Here is a 22,320-nt window from a genome sequence, read left to right on the forward strand (position 1 = left end):
CAACTGTCAGCGGAACACCGAGGGTGGCGGGGCCGGCGATGCCACCGCCGCCGCGTCCGTGACCGGGGCTGCGCCGCCAGTGAAGTCCAGTAGCGCGCGGCCGTGTTCGACGCGGCCGGGGTGCGGGTCGGAGGCGGCGCGGCGGGTGAGTTCGGCTAGGGGCAGCGGGGTGTCGGAGGCGACCAGGACCGCGTTGCCGAACCGTTTGCCGCGCAGCACGGTCGGGTCGGCGATCAGGGCGAGTTCGGGGAAGCGGGCAGCGGCGGTGGCGATCTGGCCGCGCAGATGGGCCAGCGGCGGGCCGTCGGCGAGGTTGGCGGCGTAGCAACCGCTCGGGCGCAGTACGCGGCGGACCTCGTCCAGGAACTCGGTCGAGGTGAGGTGGGCGGGGGTGCGGGCCCCGCTGAAGACGTCCGCGACGACCAGGTCGGCCCAGCCGTCGAGCACCTTGGCGAGCCCTTCACGCGCGTCGACGGATCGCACCCTGATCCGGGCGCTCGCGTCCAACGGCAGCTGCCGGCGCACCAGTTGGACGAGCGAGGCGTCCCACTCGACGACCTGCTGGGTGGACCGGGGCCGGGTGACGGCGACATAGCGGGCCAGGGTCAGCGCACCGCCCCCGAGGTGCACGACGTGCACGGGCTTGCCGGCCGGCGCGACCAGATCGACGACGTGCCCGAGCCGGCGCTGGTACTCGAAGGAGAGGTACGCGGGATCGTCCAGGTCGACGTGCGACTGCGGCGCCCCGTCGATCAACAACGTCCAGGCCCGCGCCCGGTCCCGGTCGGGTATGAGCTCGGCGAGCCCACCGTCGACGGCCTCGACGACGGCTTCGGCGACGGCCGGCCCGCGCCGGGCGTTCCTGGACTTTCCCATGGCGCCATTATCGACGGCGCCGAGAGGTGCCGCCTGCGCACGCGTGCGTGGGCATCGCGGGATGGCTTGGGCGGTGCCGGTGCCGGTCGGTCACGCACGCGTGGAACGCCCGACTGCGGCGTCCCTGCAGCTCGCCGAAGGCAACGTCACCGGCAGTTGTCGGCCGCCTCGATCAGACGGGCCGCTTCGCCCAGCGCCTGGCGCAGGACCGCCGGGTCGGTCGCGAGGTCGGTCTCGCCGGGTGGGAGGAGCCAGTCGGAGCCCTCGACGGGGGGCTCGGGGGGCAGGCGCAGGCCTCGGCCGTCGGTCTCCGTACAGATGGAGCCGGGCACGTCCCAGGCGGCCGCGGTGCCGGAGGGGACCACGAAACCGAGGGTGCCGCAGCCGTCGTCGTGGAGTACGGGCCCCATCGCGTCGCAGGAGCCCCGGCGCAGGATGTCGACCGCCTCCAGACCGTGCCGCGTCGGCACCGTCACCAGGTCGCAGCCGGAGTCCGCGCCGGGCGGTGCGCCGCCGGGCGGCACCGGCGTGAACCTCACCGGCGTCACCGTCGTACGAGGATCGCTGCTCTGCCTGGTCTGCATCCAGGACTCCACCACGGAACCCCTCCTTGAACGAAGCGGCTCGGGAGTCGGGCGGCTCCCGGTCCTACGGGGTTCAACGCGCCGCCGCGTCAACGGCTACGGCGGAAATCCGCCGCAAAGGATGGCAGTTCATGGCGGATCCCGGATGAGATATCCCGTTTGTAGCCAAACCCTGCGTGCCGGGTCGGTGACAGCGGGTACGTTCATGCCCGCCGGAAATCAAGGGCGATCCCGTTGACAACCAGCTCAAGTCGCCCGAAATCCGGCTTGGTTCGACGGTTCGCACGAGAGGACCCGGCCATGGCGTCGTCAAAGGTGACCTCGTCCCAGCCCGCCCGCCCACCACGGCCGAATCTCGCCTTCCGACAGCTGCGCAACCGGCGTTCACCGGCCGAGTTCGCGGCGGCGGTACGGCGGTCGGCCCGTGAGATCGGGGAGCGGGTGAGCTGCGACGCGCGCTATGTCGGCCGGGTCGAGGCGGGCGAGATCCGGTGCCCCAACTACGCGTACGAACGGGTGTTCCTGCACATGTTCCCCGGCCGCACGCTCGCCGACCTGGGCTTCGCGCCCCGCTCGTCCGTACGCGGGCGCCGGGCGCGGAGTGCCGAGGACGCGCCCCCCGACCCCACCACGAGCCGGGCGCGCGCCGCAGGTGAGACGCAGGGGGCGCACGAGCCGTATGACACGAAGAAGCCGCAGGACACACAGCCGCATGAGGGGTACCCGTACGGCACGCACGCGTACGACCCGCCCGACCATCACGAGAACCGTGAGCTCCACGAGAACGCCGAGCTTCACGAGAACGCCGAGAAAAACGAGGAGAGCGACGTGCTACGTCGCGCATTCATGACCGGCGGGGGCGCCACGGTGGCCGCCGCCTCGATGGGCCCCTTCGGGCTCGCCTTCGACGCGTCGGCCGCGGAACGTCCTGTGCGCCGGGCCGGGGCGAGCGACGCGGGCGCCCTGGAAGAAGCCGTCCGCAGGATCCGGCTGCTCGACGACCGGCACGGCGCGGACGGTCTCTACCGGCGTGCGGCGGCTCCGCTGCGCGCCGCCTACGCGCTGCTCGACGCCGGCGCGACCCGGCAGACCACCGCCGACCGTTTGCACTCGGGGGCCGGTGAACTCGCCATCTCGGTGGGCTGGTTGGCGCACGACTCGGGGCGCTGGGACGACGCGCGTTCGCACTACGCGGAGGCGCTCGCGACCGCCCGGATGACCGGCGACGACGCCCTGGAGGCGCACGCCTTCTGCAACACGGCGTTCCTCGCGCGCGACGCTGGCCGGCCACGCGAGGCGGTCCGGGCCGCGCAGGCCGCGCAACGCGTCGGACGGCCCCTGGGCTCGCCCCGCCTGATGTCGCTGCTCGCGCTGCGCGAGGCGGGCGGCTGGGCCGGGCTCGCCGACCGCACCGGCTGCGAACAGGCGCTCGCCCGCGCGCAGACCCTCTACGAGCGCGGCCCCTCGGACACCGACCCCGAGTGGATGAGCTTCTACGGGGAGGCCGAACTGGAGGGCTTGGAGGCGCAGTGCTGGTCGACGCTGGGCGACTGGCCCCGCGCCGCCCGTCACGCGCGCCGCGCGGCCCACCTCCAGGACCCGCACTTCACCCGCAACATCGCCCTCTACACCGCGGAACTCGCCGACGACCTGGCCCGCGGCGGCCACCCCGACGAGGCCGCGACGGCGGGCCTGCGCGTCATGGACCTCCTGGACCAGGTCCAGTCCTCCCGCGTCCAGACGATGCTCGCGACCACCGCGCGCGTGCTGCTGCCGCACCGACGCGCGTCGGGCGTATCGACGTTCCTGGAGCGACACGCTTCGCGGCCCCGGACGGCGTGAAGGGGGCGCGGGTGCGGGGCGTACCGGCGGAGCCCTGCGCGCCGTCAGTTCGTCAAGTGCCCCAAGTCGTTCCAGCTCTCGACCGCCGGTTCGCCGTAGGCCCAGCCGAGGGTGGAGAAGGACGTCGGGTTGAGGCGTATACGGGCCGCGAAGTCGAGGGGGAGGCCGAGCCAGCGGGCGCCGATGGAGCGCAGGATGTGGCCGTGGGCGAAGACGAGGACGTCGCGGTCCTCGGCGCGGGCCCAGGCGACCACCTCGTCGGCGCGGGCGGTGACCTCGGCGAGGGACTCGCCGTCCGGGACGCCGTCGCGCCAGATGAACCAGCCGGGGCGGACGGCCTGGATGTCGTCCGGGGTCATGCCCTCGTAGGCGCCGTAGTCCCACTCCATGAGCGTGTCCCAGGACTGCGCGCGCTCGCCGAACCCGGCGAGTTCGCAGGTCTCACGCGCGCGTGCCAGCGGGCTGGTGCGCACCTCGACGTCGGGCAGTCCGTCGAGCGGTGCCCGGTGCAGGCGCTCGCCGAGCAGCTTGGCGCCCCGGCGGCCCTCCTCGAGGAGCGGCACATCGGTCCTGCCCGTGTGCTTGCCGGACAGCGACCACTCGGTCTGTCCGTGGCGGGCCAGCAGGATGCGCGGAGCCATGGGTGAGGAAACCTTTCCGGGATAAACCAGAGGCGGACCGGATCCATCATCCCGCACCCTGGTGGAGGGCAACCCGAGGGCCGATCTCTGCGTCTTTGAGGGCCGGGGGCCGCGCCACGGGGGCGTGCGCGTACGCCGTAAAGTGGCACGGCCGGATCCACCGGGCGCCGCGCGAGAGAAGGGGGAGGCGATCGGATGCCGATGACCGAGACACCAGGCACCGAGACGGCCTCGCGCACCCGGCTGCGCTGGTGGACGGAGTTGCCGCTGATCCTGCTGGTGTACGCGTGCTACTCGGCCGGCCGACTGCTCGCCCGCGGTGACGTGACCGGCGCCGTCGACCACGGTCTGACGATCCTGCGCATCGAGAAGGCCCTGCACCTCAACGCCGAGCACCCGCTGAACCGGCTCTTCACGCGCGAGGCGTGGCTCGGTGTGCCGGCCGACTTCTGGTACGCGTCGCTGCACTACCTGGTCACGCCGATGATCCTGATCTGGCTGTTCAGGTCGCGCGCGGTGCGCTACCGCGCGGCCCGCACCTGGCTGATGACGTCCACCTTCATCGGTCTGATCGGCTTCACCCTGCTGCCGACCTGCCCGCCCCGGCTGCTGTCCGGGGGCCACGGCTTCGTCGACACGATGGCCCAGTACAGCTCGTACGGCTGGTGGGGCGGCGACGCCAGCGCCCCGCGGGGCCTGGGCGGCATGACCAACCAGTACGCGGCGATGCCGAGCCTGCACGTGGGCTGGGCGCTGTGGTGCGGGGTCGTGCTGTGGCGGTTCGGCGGCTCGCGGCTGACGAAGGCCGCCGCCGTCGCCTACCCGCTGCTGACGACGATCGTCGTGATGGGCACCGCGAACCACTACTTCCTCGACGCGGTGGCGGGCGCGGCCGTGATGGGCGCGGGCTTCCTGCTGACGCCGTACGTGATGCGGGTCGCGAACCGGATCCGGAAGCTGCTGCCCTTCGCCGCAGCGCCCTCTCCCGGCGCAGGTTCCCCAATTGTCAGTGCCGGATGCCAGACTTCCGCAGGTGAGCGATTCCCACGGCAGCGCGAGTCCCGGATCGGATCCGGAGCCGAGCCAGACGCCTCTTCCACGGATGCGGGAGAAGGCGCTGCGGCAGCGGCTCGCTGAGCTGCGCGGTCCCGGCGTACCGGCCAAGGCACTCGACGCCCGCGCCCTCGCGGCGCTGGCGGCCAACCCCGGATGCAGACGGCGCGCGATCCTCGACGGTGCCGGGGTGGACAAGACGGCGGTGGCCGGGGCGCTGGGCTCCCCGTCGGCCTTCGGCCAGTCCCAGTTCGCGATCACGCGGGGAAACGCGTTCGAGGCGAAGGTCAAGGCGGACGGGGGCGCGGAGCTGCTGCGGCTGGTGCACGAGCGGCTGGACGCGGAGGCCGAGCCGCCCGCCGACGCGCGCGTGCCCGATCTCGCCGCGATCGGTCCCGAGGGCCGCGCGGCCCGTACGGCGCTGGCGCTGCGTGAGGCCGGCGAGGCACCCGGCGCCTGGACGCTGCTCGACCATCCGATGCTGGCGCTGGACGTGGCGGGCTCCCCCGCCTTCCTGGAGCCGGATGCCGTGGTGGTGCACCCGGACGGCAGCTGGACGGTCGTGGAGATCAAGTCCTTCCCGATGCTGGACGGTTCAGCGGACCCGGCGAAGGTCGGCGCCGCCGCCCGCCAGGCCGCGGTGTACGTGCTGGCCCTGGAGCAGGTAGCCGCCCGTCTCGACCCGCCCCCGTCGGTACGCCACCGGGTGCTGCTCGTGTGCCCGAAGGACTTCTCCAACCGGCCCACCGCCTCCGCCGTGGACGTCCGCAAGCAGCGCGCGGTCACCGCCCGCCAGCTGGCCCGCCTCACCCGCATCGAGGACATCGCCGACGCCCTCCCCGAGGACACCTGCTTCTCCCCCGAACTGCCCGCCGCCGAACTGACGGCCGCCGTCGAGTCGGTGCCGGCGGCCTACGCGCCCGAGTGCCTGTCCGCCTGCGAGCTGGCCTTCCACTGCCGCGACCACTCCCGCGCGGCCGGCGCGGTGACCACCCTGGGCCGCCCGGTCCGCGCCGAACTGGGCGGCCTGACGACGGTCGAGGACGTCCTGGCGGCGTCCCGGGGCGAGGCCGGCGACCCCGACGACCCGGCGGTGGCCGCCCTGCGCAGGGCGGCTGCGCTGCGGGCGGAGGCCCTGGCGGGAGCGCGCCTGGCGGCCGTCCCGCCCCAGCCGTTCCTCCCCGCCGCGGAGGGCGCCCCGTGTCGCTGATCTCCACCCTGGCCCGCCTCGAAGCCGTCAGCACCGGCCGCGCCCAGCCCGCCGCCACCGTCCGGCACCGGCATCTGTCCGAGCGCCCCCTGGTGTTCGTGCCGCTCACCACCGCGGGCGAGGCCGGAGCACCGCTCGGCGCGCTGGTGGGCACGGACCGGGACGCGCCGCGTCTGCTGGTCGTGGCGCAGCCCCGGGACCGCGACCTCAGGTTCGCGTTCCTGGCCGAGCTGGCGGACATCGTGCTGCCGTATGTCGACGGGTACGCCGAGGATGTGGAGGCCGCCGAGCGCAACGAGACCGATCCGGAGACCGGCAAGCGCGTCAAGGTCGAGGTCGAGCTGTGCGCGGACGCCCCGCAGCTGATCGTGCCCAGCCGCGCGGGCCTCGACTTCGTCCGGCTGCTCGGCCGCTCCATGCGCTTTCGCCGTACGGCCGAGCAGGACCCGGAGACGCCGTACCCCGCGCCCCCGCGCGTGCCGCTGCTCGGCCGGTGGCTGACCCACTACGGGGAGCGGTCCCGGGTGCCGGGTTCCTCGCTGCTGCTGGCGATGACGGACGTCCTGGGCCGGCACTGGGCGACCGGGCAGTCCACCCTGGAGGACCAGCACCTGGGCGCGCTGCTCGCCTGGATCGACCCCCCGGAGGGCGCGACCGGCGCGGAGGCCGCGCTGCGTGCCGAGCTCGCGCGCGACGCGAAGGGCCAGTTGCTCTGCCCGCCGGCCGGCCCGGCCACCGACCCGGCCTTCGACAACAGGCTGCTGGCCCCCGCCCTGGATCGCCACTACCGCGCGCGTACCGCCCTCGCCGCCGCCGAGGACGGGCTGGAGGCGGACGACCGGCTCGGTGAACTCACCGCCGCCGAGCGGGAGATCCGCGATCTGGTCGAGAGCCGGACCCGGCCCGCCTGGGACGCGGTGTGGCGCGGGCTCGACCTGGTGCGGGCGCTGCCCGAGGGCGGGCGCGTCGAGGAGCGGTGGACCCGGGACCGCTGGTCGTTCACCGCGCACCGCGACCGGATCGTCGCGGGCGAGCCCCCGCAGCCGCGCCGCGACGACGCGGTCACCGCGGCCAACAAACTCGCCGCGCGCGAGCGCGAGCAGGCCCGCCTGGAGGCGCAGGAGGCCCTGGACGACCCGCTGGTGATGGCGGGGCGGCGGCTGTCCGGGGAGGCGTTCGCCGGCGAGGTGACGGACGTGGTCATGGCATACAGCGAGGGCAGGCGCCCCAGCCCGCGCCCGCTGGTCACCGTCCGCACGGACGACCGGCCGCACCTGGGCGAGCGGGCCAAGGTGTTCCGGTCGCTGGGCGGCAAGCCACAGGCGGCGGAGTACGTCGGCCACGAGGACTCCCCTGCCGGTGACGTGCTGATCGTGCTGCGGGTCCTCGACAAGATGGGCCGCGGCAAGGAGCCCGAGAGCGGTTCCGTGCCGGAGAAGGGCGACCGGCTCTGCTTCACGCTGTTCGAGCACGAGCAGCGGGGCGGCCCGAAGCTGCCCGACCCGGAGGCGACACCGTGGACGCACGGCGGGCCGCCCGGTGAGGCCGCCGCGGAGGCCGCCGATCCCCTGACCCCGGAGGACGTCCTGTGACCGCCGCCTTCGATCCCGGTGCCGCGGCGACCCGGGCGACCGACGCGATCCTCCACGACACCCTGCGAGGCACCCACCGGGGTGTGGTCGTCGACTCCCCGCCCGGCGCCGGCAAGTCCACGCTCGTCGTGCGCGCCGCACTCGAACTGGCCGACGCGGGGCGCCCGTTGATGATCGTCGCGCAGACGAACGCGCAGGTCGACGACCTCGTCCTGCGGCTCGCCGAGAAGAACCCCGAACTCCCCGTGGGCCGGCTGCACAGCAGCGACGCCGACCCGTACGACAAGGCGCTCGACGACCTGCCGAACGTACGCAAGTCGGCGAAGGCGGGGGACCTGGCCGGGCTGTCGGTCGTCATCTCCACGGCCGCCAAGTGGGCGCACGTGAAGGTCGACGAGCCGTGGCGGCACGCGATCGTGGACGAGGCCTACCAGATGCGCTCGGACTCGCTGCTCGCCGTGGCCGGACTGTTCGAGCGGGCCCTGTTCGTGGGCGACCCGGGCCAGCTGGACCCGTTCTCCATCGTCGGGAGCGAGCAGTGGGCGGGTCTGTCGTACGACCCCTCGGCCTCCGCCGTGACCACGCTCCTCGCGCACAACCCCGAGCTGCCCCAGCACCGCCTCCCGGTGTCCTGGCGCCTCCCGGCATCGGCGGCGCCCCTCGTCTCCGACGCGTTCTACCCGTACACACCGTTCCGCAGCGGCACGGGCCACGACGACCGGCGGCTCTCCTTCGCCGTCCCCTCGGACGGTTCCGGTCCCGACCGGGTGATCGACGAGGCCGCCGTGGCGGGCTGGGGCCTGCTGGAGCTGCCCGCGCGGCACACCCCTCGGACGGATCCGGAGGCGGTGCGAGCGGTGGCCTCGGTGGTACGACGGCTGCTCGACCGGGGCGGCGCGGCCACCTCGGAGCGCTCGCCGGACCCGGCCCCGCTCACCACCGACCGCATCGCCGTCGGCACGGCCCACCGCGACCAGGCCGCATCGGTCCGGGCGGCCCTCACCGAACTGGGCGTCACGGACGTCATCGTGGACACCGCGAACCGCCTCCAGGGCCGCGAGTACGACGTCACGGTCGTCCTGCATCCGCTCTCCGGCCGCCCCGACGCCACCGCCTTCCACCTGGAGACGGGCCGCCTCTGCGTCCTCGCCTCCCGCCACCGCCACGCCTGCATCGTGGTCTGCCGCGCGGGCGTGACCGACCTCCTGGACGACTACCCGTCCACGGAACCGGTCCAGCTGGGCACGCTGGTGAAGTTCCCGGACGGGTGGGAGGCGAACCACGCGGTGCTGGCCCGCCTGGCGGAACACCGGGTGAGCTGGCGGCCGTGAGCGGGCCTCCCCGACCGGCCGACACCCCTCGCCGCACGCAGCCCCTCGCCGGACGGAGTCCGGCACGCCGCCGGAGACGGCCAACGAATACAGCCCGGACGGGTGGGAGGCGAACCACGCGGTGCTGGCCCGCCTCGCGGAACACCGGGTGAGCTGGCGGCCCTGACCAGGGACCCTGACCGGCTGACGTGAACGGTCGCGTATTCGCTCATCGCCAATCCGTCGGAAACATCACGCACCCCGGTCACCCTGATACCGCGGGTGGTCTTGCGCGGGCACGAGACAATGGACGGTGGCCCGGTCACAGAACGGGTCGCCCGCGACGTATGAACGAGGAGGAGAAGACATGGCGGAGCCCACGCCGCGTCGGAACGAACCGCGGCTACGCCCCGCGCCCCTGCTCTTCGAGCCCGCGGAGGCGGCCGCCGATCCGGAGCACTTCTTCGACCTGGAGTCGATCGACGACCCGGGCGCGCTGCTGGCCCGCTCGACGGAGCTGGCGCAGGCGTTCCGCGCGGCGGCGGACCGGGCGGTGGAGTACCAGGCGATGGCGGCCGCGCAGCTCGCCGACCCGCGGCGGTTCGACCGGCTGACGCCCGCGGACATCGCGGAGCGGGCCGAGTGGACCGAGGACTATGCCAAGAAGATGGTCGAGTACGGGCAGCGCCTGATGCGCGGCGCGGAGGGCGCCGGAGGCCCCGACCCGGTCTGAGGCGAGGGTCCCCGCCCGCTCGCCGCGGCATATGCCAGGCGGGCAAGATACCCCGTCCCACCCCCTCCTGTCCCGGTTTCCGGCAACCCTCAGAAACGGAACGCTCACAGCCGGTAGATGTAGATGCCATGAGCAGCGAACCCGACCAGCCCTTCTCCGACCGCTGCGACGTCTACGGACTCACCCGGGACGGCGCGGCCTGGCTCGCCTCGGCAGGAACGTATCCGCGGAGCACGCTCGCCCTCTGGGAGGAGCGGCCGGACGCCCCTGTCGTCCTACCGTGCGGCCCGGTCTTCGACGTCGTCAGCGTGCCCGCCGTCTTCGGGCGCCGGATGCTCGACCGGCTGTGGGAGGAGGGGCCCGGGTCGGGGCCGGTGGCGGTGTTCCGCGGCCGGATGCTGCTGTTCTCCGCGCCCGGTACGGCCCAGCGGCTGCCGTCGCTGCTGCGCTGGGAGGAGTTCGGCCGCACGGGCGCCATCCCGCCCCTGCTGTGCCACGGCAACGGCGACGCGGTGACCGTGCCCGCCCCGCTGGCCGGCGCCCCGACCTCCCGCTGGCTCGTCGCCCCGGACACCCGTCACCCGTGGCTCCCGGGCCCCGAGATCGTGCTCTGGGCGGCCGTCCGTGCGGCCCGGTCAGCGGTGCGGATATCGATTTTTCCTCCCGCCGATCAGGATGCTAAGGTCTACGACGTCAGCAGGCGCCGCTAGCTCAGTTGGTTAGAGCAGCTGACTCTTAATCAGCGGGTCCGGGGTTCGAGTCCCTGGCGGCGCACAGACAGTGAAAGCCCCTCGCGATCGCGAGGGGCTTTTCGCATGCCCGAGCGCGTCGACCCACAAGCACACCGGCCCACAAGGGCATCGGCACTACCCGGCCGTGATCTTCACCGTCCACGCCCCCGAAGCCGTCCGTCCCTCCGCCTCCACCCGCACCTTCGCGCCCCGGGCCGTCTCGCCCGGCACGGTGAAGCTCTCGCCGAGGGCGACCGGAGCGTCGGCGAGCGGGGGATAGACCGAGTTCTCCCAGCAGGCCTCGGTGTGCGGGTGGGCGTCGATGACCTGGATCGGGCCGTCGCCGGACTGGGCTCCGCTGCTGATGCGGTAGACGAGGATGCCGGAGCGGCACACGGCGGTGTCGTTGCCGACCGGCCCGCGCGCCTCGAAGGCGAGCGCGCTGTCGGGACCGGTGCGCACCACCGCGAGCTTGGTGCCGCGCCCGAGGCCGAAGGCCGGCGACCCGGCCGCGCCCGTCACCGGCAGCCCCGGCCCGGCGCCCAGCGGCTCCAGCGTCAGCCGGGTGGCGCCCCGGCCCCGCGCGCACACCACCTGCCGCGGCTCCAGCCAGCCCAGCTTCCACTTGTGCCAGCCGAAGAGGTCGGGGGCCATGCCGAACTGGCTGCCCATCAGGTCCCAGTCCCCGACGTACGTGTCCCAGTCGCCCTTGCCGTCGACCGGTCGGTGGTAGAGGTCCGGCAGATCGAAGACGTGTCCGGTCTCGTGGGCCAGAACCAGCCGGTCCGGCGGATGCTTCTCGAAGACCGTGACGACCCGCCGGATGTCCGTGCCGTCGGCCCGCAGCGGGGTGTCCATGTTGACGACCTTCGTGGCGTCCGAGTCCACACCGGGCGCGTCCGGATCGGCGACGAAGTACACGACGTCGTAGCGCGAGAAGTCGACCTCGGAATCGGCCGCGACGAGCGCGTCGCGCAGGTAGGCGGCCCGGTCCGCGGCGTTCCAGTCGCGCTGTATGGCGTACGCCGTCGACGGGCGCGGCATCCGGATCCAGTGGTTCAGCGGATGCGGGCGGAGCGTGAACCTGCCGTAGGAAGCGCGCTCGAAGAACCGGCTGGTGACCGGGAAGTGGTCGGCGGTGAGCTGGGCCGGCGTGGTTCGGGGGGCCGCGTCCGGGAAGGACAGAAAGACCATCACGGCGTCCAGTCGGCGGGCCGGGCGCGGATACGCGGCGTTCCAGGTGTCGACGCCCTCCGAGTGGTGGGCGTCGGTGCGCTGGAGGGCGCACGGTGCCGCCGAGAACGGTTCGGCGACCGAGGGCCCGGTGAAGAGCGAGGTCGCCGCGAGTGCCGAGAGGGTGGTGAACACGGCGGCGGTGCTGCGCAGTCGGGGCCGGGGGAACGGACGCGGCAACTGAACCTCCGGGAGCGGATCACGGGACACCGCACCCAGCCTCTTGGAGATTGTCGTACTACGCCCTGTTTGTCTGCACCAGAAGAGTGAGTCAGCCGAAAGACCGTCAGAGACGACACCCCGAATCGCTCACGGAACGTCACAACTGGTCGGAGGCCAGATGAACACGTCCAGGTGCGGGCAGAAACGATCTGTCAGAACGGTCGCCCGATCCTGGACACTGGACAGTGGCTGGAAGGCCCTTGGGTCTGCCTCTATGATCGGCACACTTTCCTGCACGGACAGAGATCGAACGCACTGCGGGAGCGAGCGGTGAGCGGAACGTCCGAAGGGCCGGCGCCCGCGGCAGACCTCGATCGGTCCGCCGTCACAGAGAGTGACACCATCTATCGGTCCGTCTTCAGGACCGCTTCCCTCGCGATGGCTGTCGTCGACCGCGAGGGTCTCGTCGTCAGCGCCAACGACGGTTTCGGCGCCCTGTTCGGCAGCGCGCCCGACGCGTTGACCGGCCGGGTCGCCGCCGACCTCGTCGACCTGGCGTCCGACGCGCGTACCTGGCACGCCTACCGGGAGGTGCTGCGCGGCCGCGAGGCCAGACTGCGCTGCACCCGCCGGCTGAAGCGGCCGGACGGGGAGTCCGTGTGGGCGCAGATCGCGGTGGCGCCCCTACCGGCACCCGGGGAGGGCATCCTGCTGTCGGTCGCCGACATCAGCGCCCAGCACGAACTCCAGGACCGGCTGCGGCACTTGCAGATGCACGACCCGGTGACCCGGCTGTCCAACCGCACCCTGTTCTTCGAGCGCCTGACGGCCGCGCTGGACGCGGAGTCCTACGCCGAGGGCGGCACCGGGCGGATCGGGCTGTGCTACCTGGACCTGGACGGCTTCAAGGCCGTCAACGACACGCTCGGCCACCGCGTCGGCGACCGGCTGCTGTCGGCCGTCGCCGAACGCCTCACGCGCTGCGCCGACGAGGTCGGGCAGGGCAGGGCGGGCGCCACGCTGGTGGCCCGGCTCGGCGGCGACGAGTTCGCGCTGCTGGTGGAGGACTCGACCGGCACCGAGCAACTGGCCGACCTCGCCGAGTCCGTCCTGGAGGCGGTCCAGGCCCCGTTCGACCTCGGCGGTCAGCGCGTGTCCGTGTCGGCGTCCATCGGCGTCGTCGAGCGGCACGCGGCGGGCACCACCGCGACCGCCCTGATGCAGGCCGCCGACACGACGCTGTACTGGGCGAAGGCCGACGGGAAGGCCCGCTGGACGCTCTTCGACCCGGAGCGCAACGCCCACCGCATGACCCGCCAGGCGCTGTCCTCCTCGCTGCGCCCAGCCGTCGAGCGGGGCGAGTTCGCGCTGGAGTACCAGCCGCTGGTGGGGATGGAGGACGGGCGGCTGCGCGGGGTGGAGGCCCTGGTCCGCTGGAACCACCCGCAGTTCGGCATGCTGACGCCGAATCGCTTCATCACACTGGCCGAGGAGGACGGCTCGATCGTGCAGCTCGGCCGCTGGGTGCTGGTCACCGCCTGCCGGCAGGCCCGCCGCTGGCAGCTGGAGAACCCGGACGAGCCGCCGCTGTTCGTCAGCGTCAACGTGGCGGTCCGTCAGGTCTGGGACTCCGACCTGGTCGCGGACGTGGCCAAGACCCTCGCGGACACCGGCCTCGCGCCGCATCTGCTCCAGCTGGAGCTGACCGAGTCGGCGGTGATGGGCTCGGCCGGCCGGCCCCTCCAGGTGCTGCAGGCGCTCAGCGACATGGGCGTCGGGATCGCGATCGACGACTTCGGCACCGGCTACTCGAACCTCGCCTACCTCAGCCGGCTGCCGGTGTCGGTGCTGAAGCTGGACGGCTCGTTCGTACGCGGCTTCCAGTACGAGAGCGACAACAACACGGCCGCGCCGCCGAACCCCGCCGACGAGGTGATCGTGGAGGCGATGATCCAGCTCGCCCACCGGCTCGGGCTGACCGTCACCGCGGAGTGTGTGGAGACCTCGGCGCAGGCCTCGCGGCTGCGTCGGATCGGCTGCGACACCGGCCAGGGGTGGCTGTACTCACGGCCGGTGTCGCCGGATCGTATCTCCGAGCTGTTGCGCCCCCGGGACCGCTCCGGGGATCAGGTGGTCGGCAACCCGTAGGCGTCCGCGATGAGTTCGTAACTGCGCAGGCGTACGTCACCGCCGTGGGCGTTGCCCGTGATCATCAGTTCGTCGGCGCCGGTGCGCTTCTGCAGGTCGTCGAGGCCCGCGCGGACCTCGTCGGCGGTGCCGTGGATGACGTTGGCGTTCCAGGAGTCGATGAAGTCGCGCTCCATCGGGCTGAACTCGTAGGCCTCGGCCTCCTCCGGGGTCGGGACGAGTCCCGGGCGGCCGGTGCGCAGGCGGACCATGTTGAGCGCGGCGGCCAGCACCTGACGGCGGGCCTCCTTCTCGTCGTCCGTGGCGAGGGCGGAGACGCCGATGAGGGCGTAGGGGGCGTCCAGGACCGCGCTCGGGCGGAAGGACTCGCGGTACAGGTCGAGGGCCGGGACGGTGTTCTGCGCCGAGAAGTGGTGCGCGAAGGCGAAGGGCAGGCCGAGCATTCCGGCCAGCCGGGCGCTGAAGCCGGAGGAGCCGAGCAGCCAGATCGGCGGGCGGTGCGCGGACTGCACGCCGCCGGGCGAGGTCGCCTGGATCGGGCCGGGGACCGCGTGGATACGGCGGTAGGGGTGGCCGTCGGGGAAGTCGTCGTCCAGGAACCGGGTCAGCTCCGCGAGCTGCTCCGGGAAGTCGTCGGCGCCCTCGTTGAGGCGGTCCGTGCGGCGCAGGGCCGCCGCGGTGGCGCCGTCCGTGCCGGGGGCGCGGCCCAGGCCCAGGTCGACGCGGCCGGGGGCCATCGCCTCCAGCGTGCCGAACTGCTCCGCGATGACCAGCGGGGCGTGGTTGGGCAGCATGACGCCGCCCGAGCCGAGCCGGATGCGGTCGGTGTGGGCGGCGAGGTGGGCGAGGATCACGGCGGGGGACGTGGAGGCGACGCCGGGCATGGAGTGGTGCTCGGCGACCCAGTAGCGGTGGAAGCCGCGGCGCTCCGCGAGGCGGGAGATCTCGACGCTGGTCTTCAGGGCGTCGGTGGCTGTGCGGCCCGCGCCGACGGTGACCAGGTCCAGTACGGAGAGGGGTACGGGGGCGGTGCCCTGTGCTGTGCCCCGGATCTCGTCTGCCGTCACGGTGAGTGCCTCCTGGTTTTGGCCGTGGCTGTACGTCCGGCGATAACAGGAGGCACTCTCCGCTTTATTCCCCGGGGCTGCTAGGAAGACGCCTGCACGAGGGGCTCCCTCGTGAACAGCGCACCCAGCCTCGGCGCGTTCACCCTGCGGTCCGCCAGGCGCAGGCCCTCCCAGACCGTGACCTGGTTGGCGGTGAGGACCGGCTTGCCCAGTTCTCGTTCCAGGGTCTCGATGTGGGCGGCGGTGTGCAGGGCCGTGTCAGGGAGGAGGACGGCGTCCGCGTCGGGGGAATCCGCCTCGCGGGCCAGGGCGTGGACCTCCTTCTCGTCCCAGGTGCCCACCTCGGCGGCGGTGATGATGCCGGCGCCTCGGACGCCGGTGACCTCCGCGCCGCCGGCGCGCAGGAACTCCGCGAAGAGTTCGGCCACGTCGTCCGGGTAGGTCGCGCCGACGGCGACGCGCCGCAGGCCCAGTTCCTGGACCGCGTGCACGAAGGCGAAGGACGTCGAGGAGGCCGGCAGACCCGCCGTTCGGGCGAGGGCGCGGACCTGCTCGTGGGCGCCCTCCCAGCCGTAGACGAAGCTGCCGCTGGTGCAGGCCCAGACGACCGAGTCCGCACCTCCCATCCGCAGCTCGCCGACGCCTGCCGCGAGCCGGTCGGCCGAGCCCATCTCCAGCAACGCGTCCACCCGGTGCGCGTCCTCGCCGATGTCGGTGTGGACGACGTCCAGGCGGATGTCGCTGCCGAGCAACTGCTCGATGCGCGGATAGTCGTCCTCGGCGGAGTGGCCGGGGTAGAGGAATCCGAGTGACGTCATGGTGAGCCTTCCTGCTGCTGTTCTTCGGCCGGTAGCACGGGGCCCGTGCGCGCCGACGGATCGATCAGCGCTTGATACGGCCCCACCGCCCGGGTACCCAGTCGGCGCAGCGCGGCCCACATCGTCACCTGGTTGGCCGAGATCACCGGTATGCGCAGTTCCGCCTCCAGTTGGGGGATGACGTCGTACGTCGGGAGATTGGTGCAGCTGATGAACAGGACGTCGGCGTCGCCGCGGACGGCCGTGCGGGCCATGTCGGCCACCTCGCGGTACGGGACCTTCCAGATGTGCCGGGTCAGGCCCATGAAGGAGCACCCGGCGACCGTGACGCCCGCCTCGGCCACGTACTCCTCAAGGGCCCGTGTCACCGACACCGTGTACGGCGTCACGAGGGCCACCCGGCGGGCGCCCAGCTCGATCAGCGCCTCCAGGAGCGCGCCCGAGGTGGTGATCGAGGGGACCGCGCCGGCCCGGGTCATCGCCTCGCACATCGCCCGCTCGCCGGCGATCCCGCCGACGAAGCTGCCCGAGGTGCAGGCGTAGCCGACGACCTCCGGGGAAACCGCGTTGAGGGTGCGGACCGCGTCCTCCAGCGTCTCGTGCTCGCTGACGAGGCGGGCCAGGTCGAGGCTGACCTCGACCGGCACGAACGGCGTTCTGGTCAGATGCAGGGAGACGTCGTCGGGTACCCAGCGCCACAGTTCGCGGTCGAGTGCGAAGTCGAAGGGGGCCACGACACCGACACCGCGCTGCGGAACGGGGCCACCGAGAAACGACAGGTCCATGGCGGGCACCGCCCTCACGAGGAGAAAGGGGTCAGCAACGGACCGTGCTTAACGTCCGTGTTGACGAAGGTAGGTTCGAGTGCGAGCGTGGTCAATCCGCCGCCGTCGACGCCTGTGTTAAGCCCGCGTTCCGCCCATGTCACCTGCCGCGTCACACCACGTCGCAGCGGGTGCGACACCCCCGTCGGCCGATCGTCACCGGAGAAAAATTTCCGTATGCGTGACCTGAGCGACCCCAGCGCCCCCGTCCCCGCCCCGGCCTCCACACCCACCCTCCTGGTCCTCGACACCGAACCGCTCCCCCGGCTCGGCAGTCTCACCGGACGCGCCCGCGTCGAGCACGCCGACGAGTCGACGCTCGCCGAGCGGCTGCCGCACGCCGATGTGCTGCTGGTGTGGGACTTCGCCTCGCGTACGGTGCGGTCCGCGTGGCCGGGCGAGGGGCCAAGGCCTGGCTGGGTGCACACGGCGAGCGCGGGCGTGGACCACCTGATGTGTCCCGAACTCGCCGCGTCCGACACCGTGGTGACCAACGCGCGGGGCGTCTTCGACCAGCCGATCGCCGAGTACGTCGCCGCGCTCGTCCTCGGCATGGCCAAGGACCTGCCTCGGACCCTGGAGTTCCAGCGGGAGCGGACCTGGCGGCACCGCGAGACGCAGCGGGTGGCCGGCACGCGCGCGTGCGTGGTGGGCTCCGGGCCGATCGGGCGGACCATCGCCCGCACGCTCAAGGCGCTCGACATCACCACCGCGCTGGTCGGACGCACCCCGCACACCGGCATCCACGGCCCCGACGACCTGGACCGGCTGATCGCCCGCGCCGACTGGGTGATCGCCGCCGCCCCGCTCACCGAGCAGACGCGCGGCATGTTCGACGAGCGCCGCTTCGGGGTGATGCAGCCCTCCGCGCGCTTCATCAACGTCGGACGCGGACAGCTGGTCGTCGAGGACGCGCTCGCCCGGGCGCTCGCCAAGCGCTGGATCGCCGGTGCCGCGCTCGACGTCTTCGAGCACGAACCCCTCACCCCCGACAGCCCGTTGTGGCAGGCCCCGGGCCTGATCGTGTCCCCGCACATGAGCGGCGACACGATCGGCTGGCGGGACGAACTGGGCAGGCAGTTCGTGGAGTTGTACGACCGCTGGGAAGCCGGCCGGCCGCTGCTGAACGTGGTCGACAAGAAACGCGGGTACGTACCAGGACGCTGAAGACCTGGACGCCGAGCACCCGGACTCCGAACACCCGGACTTCCAACCCCCGGACGCTGGAGGGCAGATGACGGACCTCGCCGAGCTGACCGCCGCACAACTCCTCGACGGCTACCGCAAGGGCGAGTTCAGCCCCGAGGAAGCCACCCGCGCGACCCTGGAACGGGCCGAGCGGATCCAGCCCGAAGTGAACGCGTTCGTCCGCCTGTTGGCCGACGAAGCGCTCGCCCGGGCCCGGGAGTCGACCCGGCGATGGCGGCGCGGCGAGCCGTCGGGCCTGCTGGACGGCGTGCCGGTCACGGTGAAGGACATCCTGCTGCTGCGCGGCTCGCCCACCCTGCGGGGCTCCAGGACGATCTCGGAGCAGGGGAGTTGGGACGAGGACGCGCCCTCCGTGGCCCGGCTGCGCGAGCACGGCGCGGTCTTCCTCGGCAAGACGACGACCCCGGAGTTCGGCTGGAAGGGCGTCACGGACTCACCGCGGTCCGGGGTGACCCGCAATCCCTACGACCGCACGCGCACCGCGGGCGGCTCCAGCGGCGGCGCGGCGGCGGCCGTGGCGCTCGGGGCCGGTCCCCTCGCGCTCGGCACCGACGGCGGCGGCAGTGTCCGTATCCCGGCGGCCTTCTGCGGGATCTTCGCGCTGAAGCCGACGTACGGCCGGGTGCCGCTGTACCCGGCGAGCGCGTTCGGCACGCTGTCGCACGTGGGGCCGATGACCCGGGACGCGGCGGACGCGGCGCTGATGCTCGACGTCATCGGGGTGCCGGACGCCCGCGACTGGTCGGCGCTCGGCCCGCCGCCGGGGTCGTTCACGGCGGGGCTCGGCGAGGGGGTGCGCGGGCTCAGGGTCGCGTACTCGCCGACGCTGGGCGGGCAGGTCGCGGTGCGGCCCGCGGTCGCCGCCGCGGTACGGCAGGCGGTGCAGGGGCTGGCCGGGCTCGGCGCGTACGTCGAGGAGGCCGACCCCGACTTCACCGATCCGGTGGACGCCTTCCACGCCCTGTGGTTCTCGGGGGCGGCCCGGGTGACCCAGCAACTGGGCCCGCAGCAGCGGGAGTCGCTGGACCCCGGGCTCAGGGAGATCTGCCGGACCGGCGCCCGCCTGTCCGCGCTCGACTATCTCGCCGCGGTGGACGTCCGGATGGAACTGGGCCGCCGGATGGGCCGCTTCCACGAGTCCTACGACGTCCTCGTCACGCCCACGCTGCCGATCACGGCGTTCGAGGCGGGCGTCGAGGTGCCGAAGGGCTCCGGGCTGCGCCGCTGGACGGGGTGGACGCCGTTCACGTACCCCTTCAACCTGACCCAGCAGCCGGCGGCGACCGTGCCGATCGGCACGGACGGCGCCGGGCTGCCGATCGGGCTGCAGATCGTGGCCGCGCGGCACCGGGACGATCTGGTGCTGCGCGCGGCGCACGCGCTCTACGAGGCGGGGATCGCCGCGCCCGTCCCGTCCGGTCTCACAACCGCCGGAAGCTGAGCGTCTCCCCCGCCGCCCCGGTCCGCCACAGGTCGTTGCACCCCTCGGCCAGCTCCGCGAGCCCCTCGACGACCTGGCCCCAGACGATGCCGGGCACCCAGCCCACATCACCGTTCAGGAGCAGGTTGTTGCGCTCGTAGAACAGGGCCAGGTCGACCACCGTCGTACCGGCGCGGACCTCGCGGTCATAGCCGTAGGCCTTGGTGCCGAGTTCCGATCCGGCGAAGGAGAAATAGCAGAGATCTCCGGGAATTGGGGTAACTGTCGGATTTTCCAGCGGCGGCTCCGATTCCGCGAAGGGCGGGAACAGGGCGTAGATCTCGTTGCGCGCGTATTTGGCGTGATAGACGTCACTGCCGAGTGGCAGGGCGTCCCACACCGCCGCGCAGGTGAGAGGGGCGCGGTCGTCCAGCAGTTTTGCCGTGCCGGTGATTCCGCGCTTGACCAGTGAGACTTCGATATAGCGGTCGGTCATGCCCTCCATGGTGCATACATCGCATCGTCTCGGGTAGCCGCGCCGCCATGGCTCCACCACTTCGGAACGACAGAGGCACAAACAAGCCGGACACAGTCGGCGGGTCCACCGCCGGGACCACCCGCCGATCGCTGCTCGCGGGGGTGGCGGCGCTCGGTGCGCTGGGGGCGGCGGGCTGCACGCGCGTGGCCACCGCGTCGACCACGGACGGCGGCGACCTCCTCGACCGGCTCAAGGCGGCGGGTGTCGTACGGCTGGGTATCGCGGGCGAGATCCCGTTCGGCTACATCGACAAGGACGGCGAACTGACCGGCGAAGCGCCGGAACTCGCCCGGGTCATCTTCAAGCGGCTCGGGGTGGACAAGGTGCAGCCCGTGCCGACCGAGTTCGGTTCGCTGATCCCGGGCCTGAATTCACAGCAGTTCGACGTCGTGGCGGCCGGAATGTACGTCAACGCCGAACGCTGCGAACAGGTGATCTTCGCCGATCCCGACTATCAGATGCTCGATTCCTTCATCGTGCGCAAGGGAAATCCCAAAGACCTTCACAACTACAAGGACATCGTCGCGAAGAAGGCCAAGTTCGCGACCGGCACCGGTTATGCGGAGATCCAGTACGCCGTCGAGGCGGGGTACAAGGAGAGCGACATCCTGATCGTGCCGGACCAGGTCGCGGGATTGAACGCGGTCGAGGCCGGACGCGTCGACGCGTTCGCCGGTACGGCACTCACCACCCGCGAGGTGGTGAAGAAGTCGGGCAAGGCCGAGGCGACCGACGCCTTCGCCCCGCTCGTCGACGGCAAACCGCATGTCGACGGCGGCGCGTTCGCCTTCCGCCCGACCGAGACCAAGCTGCGCGACGCGTTCAACGTCGAGCTGCACGCGCTGAAGAAGAGCGGCGAACTGTTCCGCATCCTGCGGCCCTTCGGGTTCACCAAGGCCGAGATGACCGACCTGACCGCGAAGGAGCTGTGCGGGGAAGGGGCGAGCGGATGACCTCGGGACTGTGGGACCTCGTACTCAAAGGCATCTGGACCACGATCCAACTCCTCGTATTCAGCGCCCTGTTGGCGGCCACCGTCAGCTTCGTGGTCGGCGTCGCGCGCACCCACCGCCGGTGGATCGTCCGCTTCCTCGCGGGCTTCTACACCGAGGTGTTCCGCGGGACCTCGGCCCTGGTCATGATCTTCTGGGTGTTCTTCGTGCTGCCCCCGGCCTTCGGCTGGCAGCTGGTGCCGATGTGGGCGGGCACGCTGGCGCTCGGGCTGACGTACGGGGCCTACGGCTCCGAGATCGTGCGCGGCGCGCTCAAGGCGGTCGACCCGGCGCAGCAGGAGGGCGGGATCGCGCTCAGCTTCACGCCCTGGCAGCGGATGCGGCTGATCCTGCTGCCCCAGGCGGTGCCGGAGATGATCCCGCCGTTCTCCAACCTGCTGATCGAGCTGCTCAAGGGCACCGCGCTGGTGTCCGTCATGGGCATGGGCGACCTGGCGTTCAGCGGCAACCTGGTGCGGCTCGCGCTGCAGGAGAGCGCCGAGATCTACACGTATCTGCTGCTCATCTACTTCGTGATCGCCTTCCTGCTGACGCGGGTGATGCGCGGTCTGGAGAAGAAGCTCAAGGCCGGTGTCGGCAAGGCGCCGCAGCGCGGGGTGGCCGCGCATGAGCTCAAGCGCGCCGAGACGACCGGCGTCTCGGGAGGTGGTGTCGCGTGAAGTGGGACTGGAACGCGGTGAGCGACTTCATGCCGCACTTCTGGGACGGCCTGCTCGTCACCCTGCAGGCGCTCGCGCTCGGTTCGCTGATCTCGTTCGCGCTGGGCCTGGTCTGGGCGCTGCTGATGCGGACGCCGACGCGCTGGGTGCGCTGGCCGGTCGGGGTGGTCACGGAGTTCGTGCGCAACACCCCGCTGCTGGTGCAGCTGTTCTTCCTCTTCTACGTGCTGCCCGAGTGGGGTGTGACCTTCTCGGCGCTGACCACCGGTGTCTTCGCGATCGGGCTGCACTACTCGACGTACACGATGCAGGTCTACCGGGCCGGCATCGAGGCGGTGCCGGCCGGCCAGTGGGAGGCGGCGACGGCGCTGAACCTGCCGCGGGTCCGAACCTGGCAGGTGGTGATCCTGCCGCAGGCGATCCGGCGCGTGATTCCCGCGCTCGGCAACTACGTGATCGCGATGCTCAAGGACACGCCGCTGCTGATGGCGATCACCGTGCTGGAGATGCTCGGCCAGGCGCGGCTCTACTCCCAGGAGCACTTCCAGTTCACCGAGCCCCTGACGGTGATCGGCGTCGCCTTCATCGTCATCTCCTATCTGGCCTCCCTTCTTCTGCGAGCTCTGGAGCGACGTCTTGTCCACTGACGCCCCCCTC

21 protein-coding genes and 1 tRNA gene are annotated in these 22,320 nt (G+C 72.3%); 14 read left to right on the top strand and 8 right to left on the bottom strand.

What is annotated here, in order from left to right; genetic code table 11:
- Positions 1-6: 6 nt before the first annotated feature.
- The gene (locus M2283_RS16115) at positions 7-876 is read right to left on the bottom strand and encodes a spermidine synthase (protein ID WP_280876890.1); all 870 of its coding nucleotides are present in this window, start codon (positions 874-876) and stop codon (positions 7-9) included.
- Positions 877-1,022: 146 nt separating this feature from the next.
- Positions 1,023-1,460: a hypothetical protein gene (locus M2283_RS16120; RefSeq protein WP_280876891.1), complete on the bottom strand. Its 438-nt coding sequence runs from the start codon at positions 1,458-1,460 to the stop codon at positions 1,023-1,025.
- Between the two features lie 300 nt (positions 1,461-1,760).
- Here M2283_RS16120 and M2283_RS16125 point away from each other — a divergent pair, with 300 nt between their 5' ends.
- Positions 1,761-3,302 carry a tetratricopeptide repeat protein gene (locus tag M2283_RS16125; RefSeq protein ID WP_280876892.1) on the top strand — a complete coding sequence of 514 codons (1,542 nt, stop codon included), beginning with the start codon at positions 1,761-1,763 and terminating at the stop codon, positions 3,300-3,302.
- A gap of 44 nt (positions 3,303-3,346) precedes the next feature.
- On the opposite strand, the gene M2283_RS16130 is transcribed toward M2283_RS16125, so the two are convergent.
- Positions 3,347-3,943, bottom strand: a complete 597-nt coding sequence (locus tag M2283_RS16130; RefSeq protein WP_280876893.1) for a histidine phosphatase family protein — start codon at positions 3,941-3,943, stop codon at positions 3,347-3,349.
- Positions 3,944-4,138: 195 nt separating this feature from the next.
- On the opposite strand from M2283_RS16130, the gene M2283_RS16135 reads away from it, so the two are divergent.
- From M2283_RS16135 to M2283_RS16165, 7 genes are all read left to right on the top strand, one after another.
- On the top strand, positions 4,139-5,080 hold the full coding sequence (locus M2283_RS16135) for a phosphatase PAP2 family protein (protein WP_280876894.1): 942 nt from the start codon (positions 4,139-4,141) through the stop codon (positions 5,078-5,080).
- Positions 5,046-6,206, top strand: a complete 1,161-nt coding sequence (locus M2283_RS16140) for a hypothetical protein (RefSeq protein WP_280876895.1) — start codon at positions 5,046-5,048, stop codon at positions 6,204-6,206. The genes M2283_RS16135 and M2283_RS16140 overlap by 35 nt, the downstream gene beginning before the upstream one ends.
- Positions 6,197-7,798 carry a hypothetical protein gene (locus M2283_RS16145; RefSeq protein ID WP_280876896.1) on the top strand — a complete coding sequence of 534 codons (1,602 nt, stop codon included), beginning with the start codon at positions 6,197-6,199 and terminating at the stop codon, positions 7,796-7,798. Before M2283_RS16140 ends, M2283_RS16145 begins: the two co-directional genes overlap by 10 nt.
- Positions 7,795-9,129 (top strand): AAA domain-containing protein, encoded by a 1,335-nt coding sequence (locus M2283_RS16150; RefSeq protein ID WP_280876897.1) that lies wholly within the window; start codon positions 7,795-7,797, stop codon positions 9,127-9,129. The genes M2283_RS16145 and M2283_RS16150 overlap by 4 nt, the downstream gene beginning before the upstream one ends.
- 346 nt (positions 9,130-9,475) lie before the next feature.
- On the top strand, positions 9,476-9,841 hold the full coding sequence (locus M2283_RS16155; protein ID WP_280876898.1) for a hypothetical protein: 366 nt from the start codon (positions 9,476-9,478) through the stop codon (positions 9,839-9,841).
- Between the two features lie 128 nt (positions 9,842-9,969).
- On the top strand, positions 9,970-10,551 hold the full coding sequence (locus M2283_RS16160; RefSeq protein ID WP_280876899.1) for a bifunctional DNA primase/polymerase: 582 nt from the start codon (positions 9,970-9,972) through the stop codon (positions 10,549-10,551).
- Positions 10,542-10,615, top strand: a tRNA-Lys gene (locus tag M2283_RS16165). The genes M2283_RS16160 and M2283_RS16165 overlap by 10 nt, the downstream gene beginning before the upstream one ends.
- A gap of 92 nt (positions 10,616-10,707) precedes the next feature.
- On the opposite strand, the gene M2283_RS16170 is transcribed toward M2283_RS16165, so the two are convergent.
- Positions 10,708-11,985: a M6 family metalloprotease domain-containing protein gene (locus M2283_RS16170; protein ID WP_280876900.1), complete on the bottom strand. Its 1,278-nt coding sequence runs from the start codon at positions 11,983-11,985 to the stop codon at positions 10,708-10,710.
- Positions 11,986-12,297: 312 nt separating this feature from the next.
- On the opposite strand from M2283_RS16170, the gene M2283_RS16175 reads away from it, so the two are divergent.
- A complete protein-coding gene (locus M2283_RS16175; RefSeq protein WP_280876901.1) occupies positions 12,298-14,115 on the top strand; it encodes a putative bifunctional diguanylate cyclase/phosphodiesterase in 1,818 nt (605 codons plus the stop codon).
- On the opposite strand, the gene M2283_RS16180 is transcribed toward M2283_RS16175, so the two are convergent.
- The 3 genes from M2283_RS16180 to M2283_RS16190 all read right to left on the bottom strand — a co-directional run bounded on the left by M2283_RS16180 (position 14,094) and on the right by M2283_RS16190 (position 16,785).
- Positions 14,094-15,182: an LLM class flavin-dependent oxidoreductase gene (locus M2283_RS16180; protein WP_280876902.1), complete on the bottom strand. Its 1,089-nt coding sequence runs from the start codon at positions 15,180-15,182 to the stop codon at positions 14,094-14,096. The two genes, M2283_RS16175 and M2283_RS16180, sit on opposite strands and share 22 nt — an antisense overlap.
- 80 nt (positions 15,183-15,262) lie before the next feature.
- Positions 15,263-16,000 carry a maleate cis-trans isomerase family protein gene (locus M2283_RS16185; RefSeq protein ID WP_280876903.1) on the bottom strand — a complete coding sequence of 246 codons (738 nt, stop codon included), beginning with the start codon at positions 15,998-16,000 and terminating at the stop codon, positions 15,263-15,265.
- Complete coding sequence (locus M2283_RS16190) at positions 15,997-16,785, bottom strand: maleate cis-trans isomerase family protein (protein WP_280876904.1); 789 nt, start codon at positions 16,783-16,785, stop codon at positions 15,997-15,999. The genes M2283_RS16185 and M2283_RS16190 overlap by 4 nt, the downstream gene beginning before the upstream one ends.
- A gap of 216 nt (positions 16,786-17,001) precedes the next feature.
- Between M2283_RS16190 and M2283_RS16195 the strand changes: the two genes are divergently transcribed.
- Both M2283_RS16195 and M2283_RS16200 read left to right on the top strand, forming a co-directional pair.
- Positions 17,002-17,991 (top strand): D-2-hydroxyacid dehydrogenase, encoded by a 990-nt coding sequence (locus tag M2283_RS16195; protein WP_280876905.1) that lies wholly within the window; start codon positions 17,002-17,004, stop codon positions 17,989-17,991.
- A gap of 67 nt (positions 17,992-18,058) precedes the next feature.
- Complete coding sequence (locus M2283_RS16200; RefSeq protein WP_280876906.1) at positions 18,059-19,474, top strand: amidase; 1,416 nt, start codon at positions 18,059-18,061, stop codon at positions 19,472-19,474.
- Here M2283_RS16200 and M2283_RS16205 read toward each other — a convergent pair.
- Positions 19,455-19,949, bottom strand: a complete 495-nt coding sequence (locus M2283_RS16205) for a DUF3830 family protein (protein ID WP_280876907.1) — start codon at positions 19,947-19,949, stop codon at positions 19,455-19,457. The genes M2283_RS16200 and M2283_RS16205 overlap by 20 nt on opposite strands.
- A gap of 47 nt (positions 19,950-19,996) precedes the next feature.
- On the opposite strand from M2283_RS16205, the gene ehuB reads away from it, so the two are divergent.
- Genes ehuB through ehuD form a run of 3 tightly spaced genes read left to right on the top strand, consistent with a single transcriptional unit; the run spans position 19,997 to position 22,310 of the window.
- Positions 19,997-20,944: an ectoine/hydroxyectoine ABC transporter substrate-binding protein EhuB gene (ehuB, locus tag M2283_RS16210; RefSeq protein ID WP_432423082.1), complete on the top strand. Its 948-nt coding sequence runs from the start codon at positions 19,997-19,999 to the stop codon at positions 20,942-20,944.
- Positions 20,941-21,663, top strand: a complete 723-nt coding sequence (gene ehuC / locus M2283_RS16215) for an ectoine/hydroxyectoine ABC transporter permease subunit EhuC (RefSeq protein WP_280876908.1) — start codon at positions 20,941-20,943, stop codon at positions 21,661-21,663. Before ehuB ends, ehuC begins: the two co-directional genes overlap by 4 nt.
- Complete coding sequence (gene ehuD / locus M2283_RS16220; protein WP_280876909.1) at positions 21,660-22,310, top strand: ectoine/hydroxyectoine ABC transporter permease subunit EhuD; 651 nt, start codon at positions 21,660-21,662, stop codon at positions 22,308-22,310. Before ehuC ends, ehuD begins: the two co-directional genes overlap by 4 nt.
- The last annotated feature ends 10 nt before the right edge of the window (positions 22,311-22,320 follow it).

The organism is Streptomyces pseudovenezuelae (genome assembly GCF_029892565.1).
Classification (GTDB): Bacteria; Actinomycetota; Actinomycetes; order Streptomycetales; family Streptomycetaceae; genus Streptomyces; species Streptomyces pseudovenezuelae_A.